This window comes from Pseudomonas qingdaonensis, from assembly GCF_018398475.1.
In the GTDB taxonomy this organism is placed as follows: domain Bacteria; phylum Pseudomonadota; class Gammaproteobacteria; order Pseudomonadales; family Pseudomonadaceae; genus Aquipseudomonas; species Aquipseudomonas palmensis.
The window spans coordinates 3,853,324-3,866,782 of record NZ_CP074676.1; the positions used below are offsets into that span (position 1 = coordinate 3,853,324).

The 13,459-nt window shown below is 49.2% G+C and carries 11 protein-coding genes; 7 read left to right on the forward strand and 4 right to left on the reverse strand.

Features of this window, described 5'->3' with window-relative positions:
• Positions 1 to 29: 29 nt before the first annotated feature.
• Positions 30 to 1,514, reverse strand: coding sequence for an amino acid permease (locus KH389_RS17455; protein ID WP_213605910.1), 1,485 nt, complete (start codon positions 1,512 to 1,514; stop codon positions 30 to 32).
• A 390-nt stretch (positions 1,515 to 1,904) separates the two neighbouring features.
• On the opposite strand from KH389_RS17455, the gene metC reads away from it, so the two are divergent.
• Entirely contained in the window at positions 1,905 to 3,074 is a 1,170-nt protein-coding gene (gene metC, locus KH389_RS17460; RefSeq protein ID WP_213605911.1) for a cystathionine beta-lyase, read from the forward strand.
• 109 nt (positions 3,075 to 3,183) lie between these two features.
• Here the strand turns inward: metC and KH389_RS17465 are convergent, their stop codons facing one another.
• Positions 3,184 to 4,497: a sigma-54 interaction domain-containing protein gene (locus tag KH389_RS17465; RefSeq protein WP_213607544.1), complete on the reverse strand. Its 1,314-nt coding sequence runs from the start codon at positions 4,495 to 4,497 to the stop codon at positions 3,184 to 3,186.
• Between the two features lie 197 nt (positions 4,498 to 4,694).
• Here KH389_RS17465 and KH389_RS17470 point away from each other — a divergent pair, with 197 nt between their 5' ends.
• The 5 genes from KH389_RS17470 (at position 4,695) to KH389_RS27850 (ending at position 9,464) form a co-directional block, all read left to right on the forward strand.
• Positions 4,695 to 5,579: an MBL fold metallo-hydrolase gene (locus KH389_RS17470; protein ID WP_213605912.1), complete on the forward strand. Its 885-nt coding sequence runs from the start codon at positions 4,695 to 4,697 to the stop codon at positions 5,577 to 5,579.
• A gap of 31 nt (positions 5,580 to 5,610) precedes the next feature.
• Positions 5,611 to 7,287 (forward strand): bifunctional protein tyrosine phosphatase family protein/NAD(P)/FAD-dependent oxidoreductase, encoded by a 1,677-nt coding sequence (locus KH389_RS17475; protein WP_213605913.1) that lies wholly within the window; start codon positions 5,611 to 5,613, stop codon positions 7,285 to 7,287.
• 2 nt (positions 7,288 to 7,289) lie between these two features.
• Entirely contained in the window at positions 7,290 to 8,114 is an 825-nt protein-coding gene (locus KH389_RS17480) for a sulfite exporter TauE/SafE family protein (protein WP_213605914.1), read from the forward strand.
• 998 nt (positions 8,115 to 9,112) lie between these two features.
• The gene (locus KH389_RS27845; protein WP_420831942.1) at positions 9,113 to 9,253 is read left to right on the forward strand and encodes a hypothetical protein; all 141 of its coding nucleotides are present in this window, start codon (positions 9,113 to 9,115) and stop codon (positions 9,251 to 9,253) included.
• A 34-nt stretch (positions 9,254 to 9,287) separates the two neighbouring features.
• On the forward strand, positions 9,288 to 9,464 hold the full coding sequence (locus KH389_RS27850; RefSeq protein WP_420831943.1) for a molybdopterin-dependent oxidoreductase: 177 nt from the start codon (positions 9,288 to 9,290) through the stop codon (positions 9,462 to 9,464).
• A gap of 111 nt (positions 9,465 to 9,575) precedes the next feature.
• Here the strand turns inward: KH389_RS27850 and KH389_RS17495 are convergent, their stop codons facing one another.
• Together KH389_RS17495 and KH389_RS17500 are read right to left on the reverse strand one after the other, a co-directional pair.
• The gene (locus KH389_RS17495; RefSeq protein ID WP_213605917.1) at positions 9,576 to 10,943 is read right to left on the reverse strand and encodes an MFS transporter; all 1,368 of its coding nucleotides are present in this window, start codon (positions 10,941 to 10,943) and stop codon (positions 9,576 to 9,578) included.
• Positions 10,944 to 11,106: 163 nt separating this feature from the next.
• Entirely contained in the window at positions 11,107 to 12,297 is a 1,191-nt protein-coding gene (locus tag KH389_RS17500) for a mandelate racemase/muconate lactonizing enzyme family protein (protein ID WP_213605918.1), read from the reverse strand.
• Between the two features lie 183 nt (positions 12,298 to 12,480).
• On the opposite strand from KH389_RS17500, the gene KH389_RS17505 reads away from it, so the two are divergent.
• Entirely contained in the window at positions 12,481 to 13,170 is a 690-nt protein-coding gene (locus KH389_RS17505) for a GntR family transcriptional regulator (RefSeq protein WP_213605919.1), read from the forward strand.
• Positions 13,171 to 13,459: the final 289 nt, after the last annotated feature.

The window sequence follows — 13,459 nt, forward strand, 5'->3', positions numbered from 1 at the left end:
CTGTAAAACGACCTCTCAGCTCTATTAAGCTAGGCCCCTACGTGGCTAGGATCGCTTTTAATTTCTTCCGAACCTTTAGCTTTGGAACGGACGGCCTTCGACCAACCCAGCATCAGTGCACCAGCGACTAACGGTATAGAAAGAACGGTGTAAGTTCCGTTGGGATAATCGAACGCCAAGAGAACCAATACCACAAGCAAGAAAACAAGAGTTAGCCAAGAGGTGAACGGCGCTCCAGGCATTCTAAATGAGACCAATTCGACCTCACCTCTTTTTACAGCACGACGGTAATTTATTTGCGACAAAACAATGAATGCCCAAGTCGAAAGAATTCCCAGCGATACCAAGTTCAGTAAGAGCTCAAATAATTGCGCGGGGATCAAGAAATTCAGTACAACACCAAATACGTTAATCCCCATGGTGACCAAGATCCCCATATATGGTACCCCTTGACTACTCATGCGTTTAAACATTTTCGGCGCTGACCCACCCATCGCAAGTGACCTCAACACACGCCCAGTGGCGTATAAACCTGAATTGAGACTTGAAAGCGCCGCTGTCATTACAACAATGTTCATTACGGAGCCAATGCCAGGTACACCAAGTGCTTCAAAAAAAGTTACAAAAGGACTGACGTTAGCGCTATAGGCTGTCCAAGGGAGCACAGTAACAAGCAGGAATACGGAGCCCACGTAAAACAAACTTATTCTCCAGATCACCCCATTAATGGCTTTGGGAATAACTTTTCTTGCATCCGCCGTCTCGCCAGCAGCAGTCCCCACCAACTCTATGCTCGCATAAGCAAAGATGACGCCTTGCACGATGATGATTGCTGGCAAAAGCCCATGAGGAAATATCCCCCCGTTATCCGTGATCAAATGCAAGCCCGGAATATGTCCTGCCACCTCATGCCCAGTAGCAAAAAAGAACGACCCGATCACCAAAAAAATACTGATAGCGGCGACCTTTATCACAGCGAACCAGAACTCCATTTCACCAAACCATTTGACACCGACCATGTTCATCAATGTCACTACACCCAAAGCACTTAGCGCGAATACCCACTGAGGAACATCCGAAAACACACTCCAATACTTCATATAAATAGCAATGGCGGTTATATCAACAACACCTGTTAACGCCCAAACCACAAAATACATCCATCCTGCAACGAAAGAGGCACGTTCACCCATAAACTCCCTGGTGTAAGATACAAAACTTCCACTGCTTGGACGGTGCATCACTAGCTCACCCAGCGCCCTCAAAATGAAAAAGGCAAATATCCCACAAACCAAATAAATCACCGCAAGTGCAGGCCCCGCGATTTGCAGTCTGGCCCCTGCGCCCAGGAACAGACCTGTACCGATGGCTCCACCTAGCGCCATCATTTGTACATGACGTTTCTTTAAATGCTTTGAATATCCGCTTTCATGAGAATCAAGCCAGTTCGATCTATCTTTTAGTTCGCTGCCACACTGAACTGCTGAGAGAGATTGTATTTTTTGTTTTTTCATGTTTCACCCAAGCGATTAATTTGCAGTTTTTGTTCTTATCCCTTGCAAACTTAACTTTCTTCTTCCCATTCCAAACGGGAAGTGCGAGAGAAGCCTTGAGCTCCCATGTCGTCAAAGACACTAAACCTCTCCCGCTCAATGCCACAACACGCTCAGATCATCGCTTTTCGGTCGACCAGGTAGCGAAATCCCAAGACACAAAAAACCTACCATTCACATGGTAGCCATGCAAACTCTATTTTTTAACTATTTTTAATATGTTGTTTTTTAACGAGTTTTACCTACAAGCCAACCTTGTGGTAGACATTTAATGAAAATGGCATTTTAATCTTGAATCTGCGGTAGCTAGTGCGTAGCCAAATCTCACCAAAGCTAGAATTGGAAGCCGGTATGAAAAAATATAAAAACGTGCAAACCCTACTCGCCCACGCCTCTATCGAGCCTGATCAGCATCATGGCTTCGTTAATACACCGGTTTACCGGGGTTCCACTGTGGCGTTCCCTACGTGTGAGTCGATGCGTGAGGGCCGCCAAAAATATACGTATGGCCGGTGGAACAACCCCTCGACGGAAGCATTGACTCAGGCCCTCCAGCAGCTGGAGGGAGCGGAAGGCACGGTTCTTTGCCCTTCGGGGCTCTCGGCATGTACGACTGCCATACTGTCGGTGGTGGGAGCTGGGGATCACCTGCTCATTGCCGACAACGTGTATTCGCCGATAAGGGCTTTTTGTGAGCAGGTGGGTCAACGCTTTGGAATCGAGGTCACGTTTTACGACCCGACAATAGGTGCCGGCATCGTAGATTTCCTCAAACCAAACACTAAAGCCATCTATACCGAATCTCCTGGCTCTTTGACTCTGGAAATACAAGACATCCCTGCAATAGCCAAGGTTGCCCATGAACATGACATCCTAGTTATTACAGACAACACTTGGGGTACCCCGCTTTACTTTCCATCACTGGAACTTGGTGTCGATCTATCCATCATGGCTGCCACGAAATATATCGTCGGTCACTCAGATGCCGTTCTTGGTACCGTATCAGCCTCCAAGCGTGCGTGGGATAGCCTCAAGCGATTCCATTTCAACATGGGATTGTTTGCGAGTCCGGATGACGTGACGCTGGCGCTCCGAGGGATGAGGACGCTAGATGTGCGACTGGAACGTCATTACAAAAACGCGACGACTGTCGCCAAGTGGCTGGAGACACGCGAGGAAGTGGAAGCAGTTTATTATCCTGCATTAGAGTCTCACCCTCAGCACCAATTATGGAAAAGGGATTTTAAAGGAGCATCAGGTTTACTGTCCTTCGTGACAAAACCTTCCACGCAAGCAGCGGCAGATGCACTCTTGGATAGCCTATCGTTGTTTTCAATTGGCTACTCTTGGGGCGGTTTTGAAAGCTTGGCGATGATCGCAGATCCCAAACCCGTTAGAAGTGCGACGTTCTGGGAAATTGATGGACACCTTGTGCGGCTGCATATTGGTCTTGAAGACCCATCTGATCTGATCGAAGACCTCGAACAAGGCTTTGCGAAATTCAACAAATTACGCGGCTAATCTTCAAGCTGATTATATGCACAGCCCTTAATTGGGCTGTGCTTGCTTGTAGTCCGAATGCTTTATCTCAAGATCAACACCTTCAACGCTGCTCGCCGATAAGACTCATCTATTTCCCTTCTAAAACCTGAATCCGACGATAAAGCGTTCGTTCACTAATCCCCAGTTCTTTGGCTAAATCTGCTCGCGACCCCTCGAACCCATTAAGTACCTGGGCAAGGTTTTTTAGGGACTTGCTATTTCTATTTGTAGTTTTGTACTGGGAGACGTAGCCAGTTACATTCGTAGGCAAATCTCTTTCCCGTACAATCCCGTCGTCACTGAACAGACGCGCCCGTTCAAGAATATTTTTTAGCTCCCTGATATTCCCCGGAAATGAATACAGCATAAGGCGCTTCAATGCTTCCTCGTCAATTTCAGCCCGACTGCCAGGTGCAATTCGTTTTAGATGACTTTCTATAAGCAGCGGCAAATCGTCTAAACGCTCTCTCAATGGCGGAAGCGTTATAGGGAAAGCACTGATTCTGTAGTAGAGATCTTCGCGAAAAGTGCCAAGTTCAACCATATCCTTTAAAGGCTTATGAGTTGCAACAACGAGACGAAAATCGGAATGGATCGTCCGTAAACTACCAACAGGTCTAAAACTGCCAGACTCAATTAGACGCAACAATTTGACTTGCATGGAGAGAGGTACATCGCCTATTTCGTCCAGGAAAAGCGTACCGCCATGCGCAGCCTCTGCAAGCCCAATTTTCTTACTGAGCGCGCCTGTGAATGCTCCTTTTTCATGGCCAAATAATTCACTCTCGAACAGCGACTCTGAAAGGCCGGTGCAGTCGACTACAACCAGAGGTGCCTTTGAGCGCGGACTACCCATATGGAGCGCCCTAGCGAACAGCTCTTTACCGGTTCCCGACTCACCCTGCAAAAGAACGGGAATCGGGGAAGGCGCCGCTCGCTGCAGCGCGCTCAACGCTTGTTTAAAAGACGGCGATACGCCCACTAGCCCCTGCTTTTGCGGCTGCGCAGACGCTATGTCTACGGTGATCAATCTTTCAACGTAAGCAACTACCTGGCCCTGGCGATCCAAAATGGGACGAAGCTCAACATCAACGTGTTCTGGCCCCCGGGGAGTGTGGTGAATATGCAGTACCCTTTCCGCAGCATGGCTATCAAACGCCTTGCGCATTGGACAAAGCTCACCCGCCTGATCGCAGGGAACGGCATAGCCATGCGAAACCTTGAAGCATTTGGAGCCAACGTTCGGTTTTCCCTCAACACCAAAATGCCTTTGATAGGCCTTGTTGGAGGCAATGACGTTGTACTCGACATCCAGGACGATGGTGGGTCTATCGTCATGCTCAAGGTAAGAAATCAACGCTTGAACATCTACATTGCTCGTAGCGATAAGCCCACTACTCATAATCTTCTCCCGAACACGTATGTTTCCTGCTGCCAAATACTGCCACAGACTGCCAGGTAACTGCCAAAAATAATGGCAGACACGGATACCTCTCCCTGGAAACCCAGGAAATACGCTGTTTAGAGCGCTCAATGGAAAGATCAACTCTGGCATGGATCTTGAGACTGCTGACATAGCAGCTATTCAGGAGCTATCTAATGTATTTCGGCGAAAAAATATTGATCGAAGAATTCTTTGACGAAGCGACATCGACGTTCAGCTATCTGTTGCTTGACCGCTCAACCATGCGGTGTGCGCTCATCGATAGCGTGCTTGACTACGATCCGAAATCGGGCCGCACAAAAACCGAATCAGCCGACAGAATCGTTGCACGCGTGACGGAGCTGGGCGCATCCGTCGAATGGATCCTCGAGACTCATCTACATGCCGATCATCTGACTGCCGCACAATATTTGAAACAACGGCTAGGCGGCCAGATAGGCATTGGAAGCAGAATAAAAGACGTTCAAAAAGTCTTTAACCACTTGTTCCATACGGAAGAAGAACTCAGAAGCAGTTCCGACCAGTTTGATATTTTGTTTGATGACAACGATACATTTCATATCGGTAGCTTAACCGCCCAAGCGTTGCATACACCTGGGCACACACCTGCCTGTATGACCTATCTTATCCAAGAGGAAGAAACAAGACTCGCATTTGTGGGCGATACATTGTTCATGCCTGATTACGGCACAGCAAGGTGCGACTTCCCTGGTGGAGACGCTAGAACACTCTTTCAGTCAATACATAAGATTTTAGCGCTTCCCGAATCAACCAACATTTTCATGTGCCACGACTACCGTCCCAATGGCCGACCTCTTGCGTTTATTACCAGTGTGAAAGCACAAAAGCAGGAGAACATTCATGTTCGCGAAGGTACAAGCGAAGATACATTCGTTAGCATGCGAGAAAAACGAGATGCAACACTGGATATGCCAGTTCTTATATTGCCATCCGTTCAGATTAATATGCGAGGCGGAAACATGCCAGAACCAGAGACGAATGGCATCCGCTATCTAAAGATACCGCTCAACACGCTTTAACCTTGCGTAGTAACCCACGGAAAACAACACTATGAATACTTATAAATTAAGTTCGGATTTTTCTATTGCGCCGCAATTGACCGTGGTCGATGTGAAGCAACTCGCTGAGCTAGGGGTTCGTACTCTCATCTGCAACAGGCCGGATGGCGAGGCACCCGACCAGCCAACACATGCAACGATCCGCCAAGCAGCCGAAGCAGAAGGCATGACGTTTCACTACCTGCCCACCCAAGCATCGGCCATCGCTGATGAAACGGTAGATTCCTTCGTCGCAATTTTGAAGGAAGCGTCGAGACCTGTGGTTGCCTACTGTAGAACTGGCACCCGGGCGGCGATGCTGTGGGCGCTCTCTGAAGCAGGCAAGCAGAGTCTGTCCGCCATACTCGAAAGAACCAAAAGCGCACAGGTGGATGTTTCTTCAATTGTGCGCAGAATCAGCAATGGTGGACGCACCAGCAATGCAATGGCTACAACTCACCACCAGATCGTCATTATTGGTGCCGGTTCTGCAGGCATCGCCACCGCAGCCAGCCTGAAGGCACGAGAGCCGAATCTGGATATCGCCCTAATCGACCCTGCCGACGCGCACTACTATCAACCTGGGTGGACTATGGTCGGCGGAGGCATCTTCGAGGCTGAATCTACTGTAAGGACAATGGCATCAGTCATGCCCAAAGGTGTGACGTGGATCAAAGCGTCAGTGACTGCTTTCGACCCACAGACCAACGTGGTAGTCCTCGATGGCGGCAGGGTTATTGAATACGACCAGCTTGTCGTCTGTCCTGGGCTGAAACTCGACTGGTCAGCCATTAAAGGACTGACTGAGACGTTGGGCTCCAACGGCGTAACCTCGAATTATCGTTACGACCTCGCGCCCTATACTTGGAAACTCGTCCAGGAACTCAAGACTGGAAAGGCGCTTTTTACTCAACCCCCCATGCCAATCAAATGCGCCGGGGCACCTCAAAAAGCGCTGTATCTGTCATGCGATTACTGGCTGAAAAACAATCACCAACCACAGATAAAAACTCAGTTTTTCAATTCTGGCGGCGTATTATTCGGAGTCGCCGCCTACGTCCCTGCCCTCATGTCGTACATGGAAAAATACTCGGTCGACTTGAGGTTTAGCCACAAGCTGGTTGCAGTGGATGGCCCCACCAAACAGGCAACGTTCGAACGCACCGATAAAGATGGAAACATCGAGACCGTGCTTGAATCGTTTGACATGCTCCACGTCGTGCCCCCGCAGGTTGCTCCTGACTTTATTCGCTCAAGCCCGCTTGTGGATGATGCAGGCTGGGTCGACGTAGACCCGGCGACATTGGCGCACCGAAAATTCCCCAAAGTTTGGGCGTTAGGTGATGTGGTCAATACAACAAATGCGAAAACTATGGCAGCCGCCCGCAAACAAGCTCCAGTAGTAGCGAACAACGTCTTGGTTGCCTTGGGAATGAAGCAGCATCAAGTCGCGTACAACGGATATGGCTCCTGTCCACTGACGGTCGAGCGGGGAAAAGTTGTCTTGGCTGAGTTTTTATATGGAGGAAAGTTATCGCCAACGTTCTCCAACTGGATCGTGGATGGACGGAAACCATCTCGCTTGAGTTGGCTTCTGAAAGAGAGAATTCTTCCTCCTTTTTACTGGCATTGTATGTTGAAAGGACGTGAATGGTTCGCTGTCCCTGAAGCAAGCGAGTCGGAGCATTAAAGATGGATGAACACAGCATTCTGTCCATCGCTCTGGGCTCAGTTATCGGCGGCATTCTAGCCATGACAGGCGCGGGCGGGGGGATCCTCGCCGTTCCTGTATTGATTTTCGGGCTAGGTTTATCAATGACCCAAGCGGCCCCGGTGGGATTGTTAGCAGTAGCGTTGGCTGCGAGCGTGGGTGCAGTGCTGGGATTGAAGCAGGGAGTGGTTCGATATAAGGCTGCGGCTTTCATTTCGTCGATTGGAATCATTGCTGCGCCGTTAGGCTTACAACTTGCCCAGCGCATCCCCAACAAGCCGCTAGCGCTAGTGTTTTCGGTGGTGTTGGTATACGCAAGCGTGCGCATGCTGCGCAATGCGAGTCGGGAAATCCGCAATGGCGGTGCGGCTCCGCGAGGCGAGGTATTGCCGTGTGTGCTGAATCCTGCGAAGGGAAGATTGCGTTGGACGCTACCCTGCGCTCGGGTATTGGCGTTAACTGGTTTTGTGTCTGGGTTACTGTCAGGCTTGTTAGGCGTTGGGGGAGGATTCGTCATTATCCCCGCCTTGACGCGTTACACCAATCTCGAAATGAAAAGTATTGTCGCAACTTCTCTCGCAGTGATCGCCCTGGTTTCAATCGGCGGAGTCACTGCTGCTGCGATCAGCGGCGTGATGTATTGGCAAGCAGCGGTACCGTTTGCCGCCGGTGCGGTTTTAGGGTTGATCGCGGGAAGGCAGCTAGCGCACAAGCTGGCCGTTCCTCGTTTACAACAAGCGTTCTCGATCGTCGGAATTCTCGCAGCCATCATGCTGGCAGCCACCGTACTGGGGTTACATGCATAGTTGTTAATTGAGCAACGTACGATAGTAAAAAATGCTCAATGGACGCGTCGCGCATGTCACCGACGCGTCTGACCAGCATGTCTTTCGGATAGCGTTTCTGAAGGGCTATCTTGTTAGTGGCTTAATTGGTGAGCTTTACTCCACGCCCAAGTGAACCCCCAATTTTTTTTCGCCGTCCGCTTTAACTTTAGATATTTCACTCGCATGTAGCCTTCGGAGGGCCAAACTTTAATGCACCAAGACTACCAACTACACGGCAACCTGATAAGAGGCTTTTAAAAAAACAGCCTCTGGCTAGCACAGAGTGATATTGCTTCGCTGCACCATAACGCTCGCCCAGTAGAAGCAAGAGCTTTAGTGAAACTAAGCCACTTGGGTGAACTGTACTCATCCCTAGCGGCGCCGCGTCAATCGTCGAGCCTGGGGCTCTGAGTTAGTGACCGGCTCGGTAGACGTGCTATCCGACACGTGCTGCGTCCTTTGGGCAGTCTGAAGATTGATTTTTTTGGTCATCACTGGAACTTAATACCGGCCGATCGGTACAGTCCAACCATCGATCGCTCGGAATATATGTTGATCATGAGAACACGAATGAACAATGACTCAACAGACGATAAAAATGAGAAAGCCGCTTCATCGGCCCGTCGGGACTTCCTAATCATAACAAGCACGATTGTTGGAACAGCGGCCCTCGGCGCAGCTTTTGCACTCCTTGTTCGGGCCGTAGAACCCTGACTGACTACTACGGTTGGCGGCTAGCCGCTAGAGGTACCTACCTGGACAAAACTTTAAGGAGGCCCAACCGCTGTGCCCTACGGTAAACCTTCTAAATTCGAGACTGGTGCGGTGCGCAGCTATACCTAGGGCTGAAGGAGCCCATGTAAGCCTATAGCACCTCGCCTCTACAGGATTTAGACGGAATTATCACGCCCATTGGCCCTTTCTATGAACGCAATCACGCAGGGGTTTCAGAAAACGATCCTGCGAATCACCAATTGGTGACCCATGGACTGACGAACGAAGCACTTCTCTTTACCGTGGATGAGATAAGACAATTCCCGGCTGTTTCACGCATTCACTTCATCGAATGCTCAGGAAACTCCCTCATTTTTGCCACCATGGGGCAAAACTGCGGCTGATGTTGCCGGCTTGGTAAGCTATGCGTGGACTGGTGTGCCCTTGAAAACATTGCCGGAAGAAGCAGGACTCAAGCCTGAGGCGAAATGGGTTATTGCTGAGGGGGCGGATGGAGCAGCCATGACACGCAGCATTCCGATCGAGAAATGTCTGGATGACGTAATGGTGGTATACAGCCAGAACGGTGAAAGGCTAAGACTCGAGCAAGGGTAGCCGGATAAGCTGCTACTCATGTAGTGAAAGCAATCGCCGCCGCTTATAAAAGCGGCGACTGCCTCTGCACCCTTGCTATAATAACTATTACCCTATTTGCATTTCGGCATCTCAAACAGTAATAGGATTAAGTTTACTTTCCCCTGAATTTTGGCTCTTCAATAAAGAAGCAGGTATTCCCTTGAGCAACACTATAGCCCCTACAATTAACACTCCAGCGAATATGTAGAGCCCATAATCAATAGATCCCGTAGACGCTTTGATCCATCCAATAAGAGCGGGGCTGGTGAAACCTCCGAGCAGCCCTATTGAATTGATAGCAGCGATACCTCCCGCTGCTGCAGAACCGGACATATAAGAAGTAGGTATTGTCCAGAAAACCGGCATCGTTGTAAGAATGCACGTCGCCGCCAGTGTAAGAGCAACCATTGACACTATTAGGCTCTCGCCAAATAAACCAGTCACCAGAAGACCTATGCATCCGCCGAGCATACAAAGCGCGACATGCCACCGTCGCTCCTGCGTCTTATCAGAATGTCTACTAATTAAAATCATGCCACAGACACCAACTAAATAAGGGATTGCTGTAAGCATTCCAATTTCTAGAGAATCTGATACGCCATGCTCACGTATTAAAGTAGGAAGCCAAAAACTAATCACATACAGACTGGCTGACACCGAAAAATAAACAGCTCCTAAAATATATAGACGGGGATCACTTAAGGCTTGCTTGAAATGATGCGTTTTTTGCCCCTGCGCAGAATTTTCTTCCTCTAAGGCATGAATGACGGCGTATTTCTCTTGCTCTGAAAGCCACTTAGCTTCACTAGGACGGTTTGCAAGTGCATAATAGACAGCGACACCTAACAGTACCGTCGGAATGGCCTCTACCACAAACATCCATTGCCAACCTTTCCAGCCATAAACACCATCCATACTAGACAACAACCAACCGGAAATAGGCCCGCCGATGATCCCCGCCACAGCTATCGCTGACATAAACATCGCAATAATCCGTCCGCGCATTGCCGTCGGGTACCAGAAAGTCAAATAGAGTACGATTCCTGGAAAGAAACCGGCCTCAAAGGCACCAAGTAGAAATCTTGCAATATAGAACTGCATTGGTGTTTGAATAAATGCAAAACTGCCCGAAATCAACCCCCAAACTATCATGATCCGCATAAGAGTCAAACGCGCTCCGACCCTCTCTAATATCAGATTACTTGGGACTTCGAACAGAAAATAGCCTATAAAAAACATCCCCGCACCAAGACCATATACCGCTTCAGAAAACCCGAGATCCTGCTTAATATGCAATGCTGCAAAGCCAATGTTGACCCGATCCAAATAAGCAAAGACATAGCATATGAACAGAAACGGAATTAATCTCAACGTGATTTTCTTGTAAATTCTTTGCTTATCATTACCGCTTTCACTTGAATGCGAAACTTGGCAGTTTTTGTAATTATCGTTACTCATTGCCTTTCTCCTGCTTAAGGTCACTCAGAAGAGATAAGCAGCCTTTAATTAATATCACAGGATTTTTCGTTAACGCACTATTTTGAGAGGTTGTCATTTTTATTCTCCCATCGATGAAAGGATCAGGAGTGATTCCCTCCCGACCCTCAGGTGATATATAGACTTACAAGCCTAAGTAGCCCTTAAATACACGTGGTGGATGAGCTTTAATTTTCTCCTCAATCGGATCGCATCCCCAACCTGGCGTGTCAGGGACGACGATCGCACCGTTTTTAATTTCGGGAACGTAGGTGAATAGATCTTTATCCCAAGCCAACCTGTCAATGTCATGCTCCATGATCCGCAGGTTTGGCACTGCAGCGGCAAAATGGATATTCATCATTGTAGCTTGGTGACTGTAGAAATTATGAGGCGCCACATTGACATCTAATGCGTCTGCAACATGAGCAATCTTCATAGACTGCCAAACTCCGTTCCAGACAGCATCGATGATCGCAACGTCTACGGCCTGACTTTGTAGATAAGGCAGATACTGCCGGATCCCGAAAAGTGTTTCACAGGCCGCGATCGGCGCGTGGCTACGCTCTCGAATATAAGCAAGTGCTTTCGGGTTGTAGCTATCGAGCTCTATCCAGAGAAAATCATAGTCATGCAGCTCTTGAATGATTTTAACAAAACCTTCCGTTTTGAAATTGAAGTTCAAATCAATCATCAGCTCAGTATCAGGCCCTGCACCTTCTTTCAGGGCGTCAAGATGTGCGCGCACACTACTGACAAGCTTCTTGTCCACATTAAGTGAGGGATCGTAGGGCGACGCGAAACCAGGCATCCATTGGCGCATACCTGCTTCGTCATTCAAAAAAAGGTTCGTTTTCACGGCAGGAACACCAAGCTCACGCGCATCCTGCCCCGCCCGTTTCACACCTTCAAGATCAGTAATCACCGGACTGTAGAATTTCGGATGGTTGATTCGCCATGTAGCACAGTGTGACCAGTAAACCGGGATGGTGTCCCGGTGCTTGCCCCCAAGGATTTCGTGGCAAGGAACACCTAGCGCTTTCCCCTTGATGTCCAGCAAGGCGTTTTCTATCGCGCCTAATGCTTCTGCACTCAGGCCGTGCGGTGCTGGTCGCAGGGTGGCCGCTATCGGCCCAATAACCGCTTCGTGACTACTCACTGGCTTACCGATTAGACGCGGTGCAATTTTCTCAATTACCGCTGTCAGCCCTTTAGGCCCAAAAGCTTCATCGTACTCGGCCCAGCCAACGATGCCGTTGTCAGTGACGATCTTCAGGTAGTGGTAATTCCGCCATCCTGCATCGCATGCGATCGTTTCCACGTGCTCAATACGCATTTTTTTCTCCACTTTGTTAATTGTCTTAGATTAATTGTTAACAATCGACAACGCCGAATCTATCCCCATTGCTCCAACCGGTCAACAGCCAATCGTCACCGATCTACTGCCTACCCTTTTTGGTTTTGCTCTGTCTGATTGTTAACTGTTGACAGTGGATTTTTGCCGCATCACTATGTGGGCATGACCCAAAAAAACCTCCTTTCTATAGCGGGCGAGAATATCGACCGCCGCAGCCTAGACCGTAAGGCTGCGGACTGTATCCGCGACGCGATCATCTCCGGCCAGCTTTCCCTAGGCTCTCGACTCACTGAGATTGGACTTGCAGCTCAAGTTGGGCTGTCGAGATCGACAGTTCGGGCAGCATTGCAGCGTCTATCAGGCGAAGGGCTTGTGGTGCAGCACGCCTATACAGGCTGGGAGGTGTTTTCCCTCTCATCGGATGATGCAAGAGAGCTGTACACGTTACGCAGCTGCCTGGAGGGATTGGCCGCTCGACTAGCTGCGGAGAACATTGACAGCGATGGCAAGAAAGCGCTAACCGCAGCTTTGAAGACGCTTAAGCTTGCCACGCAACGGAATGATTGGAGGGCAATCGCTGAGGCCGATCTGGCTGTACACAAGACTATCGTCAGCATCGCAAATCACAGAAGGCTCTTACAGCAGTACGCTCTGATCATAGACACCGTACTTCTATACATCCTGAGTACCAATCGTATGGTCGGAAGCGCTGCGTCGATCTACCCGGAACATAAAGCGCTAGTCGATGCAATTATAGGTGGCGATGCGGCACTGTCGGAGCAGTTGGCTTCAGAGCATGTAACAGTTCACGGACAACGTCTCACAGAATCCCTGCGCGACACAGGCCATTGATACGTTGCACATCGATCAAATTCGTAAGTGCAATCCGACACGAATATCAAATTACCAGTAGTACGGGTCGTCCATTGCAGTGCCACGCCCCCGTTTACGCTGATGTACAGACCCATGTGATTGAGTAAGCTGTCCTCAAACCGAGGACATACTCATATCTCAGGGAATGCAACTCGCCGTTACCACTTCGCTACCTACATGTTCAACAGCACTTTTTCATAGCACTGCCTTGCTAGCGCATTGCCTCGTGGACGATGCCTATCGAAACAAACTAAGCGTCATGAATCAT

Bases quoted from the DNA above. Each gene is read 5' to 3' on its own strand.
- KH389_RS17465 (WP_213607544.1), bottom strand. From the start codon at position 4,497: ATGAGTAGTGGGCTTATCGCTACGAGCAATGTAGATGTTCAAGCGTTG.
- KH389_RS17470 (WP_213605912.1), top strand. From the start codon at position 4,695: ATGTATTTCGGCGAAAAAATATTGATCGAAGAATTCTTTGACGAAGCG.
- KH389_RS17455 (WP_213605910.1), bottom strand. From the start codon at position 1,514: ATGAAAAAACAAAAAATACAATCTCTCTCAGCAGTTCAGTGTGGCAGC.
- metC (WP_213605911.1), top strand. From the start codon at position 1,905: ATGAAAAAATATAAAAACGTGCAAACCCTACTCGCCCACGCCTCTATC.
- KH389_RS17475 (WP_213605913.1), top strand. From the start codon at position 5,611: ATGAATACTTATAAATTAAGTTCGGATTTTTCTATTGCGCCGCAATTG.
- KH389_RS17500 (WP_213605918.1), bottom strand. From the start codon at position 12,297: ATGCGTATTGAGCACGTGGAAACGATCGCATGCGATGCAGGATGGCGG.
- KH389_RS17505 (WP_213605919.1), top strand. From the start codon at position 12,481: ATGACCCAAAAAAACCTCCTTTCTATAGCGGGCGAGAATATCGACCGC.
- KH389_RS17480 (WP_213605914.1), top strand. From the start codon at position 7,290: ATGGATGAACACAGCATTCTGTCCATCGCTCTGGGCTCAGTTATCGGC.
- KH389_RS17495 (WP_213605917.1), bottom strand. From the start codon at position 10,943: ATGAGTAACGATAATTACAAAAACTGCCAAGTTTCGCATTCAAGTGAA.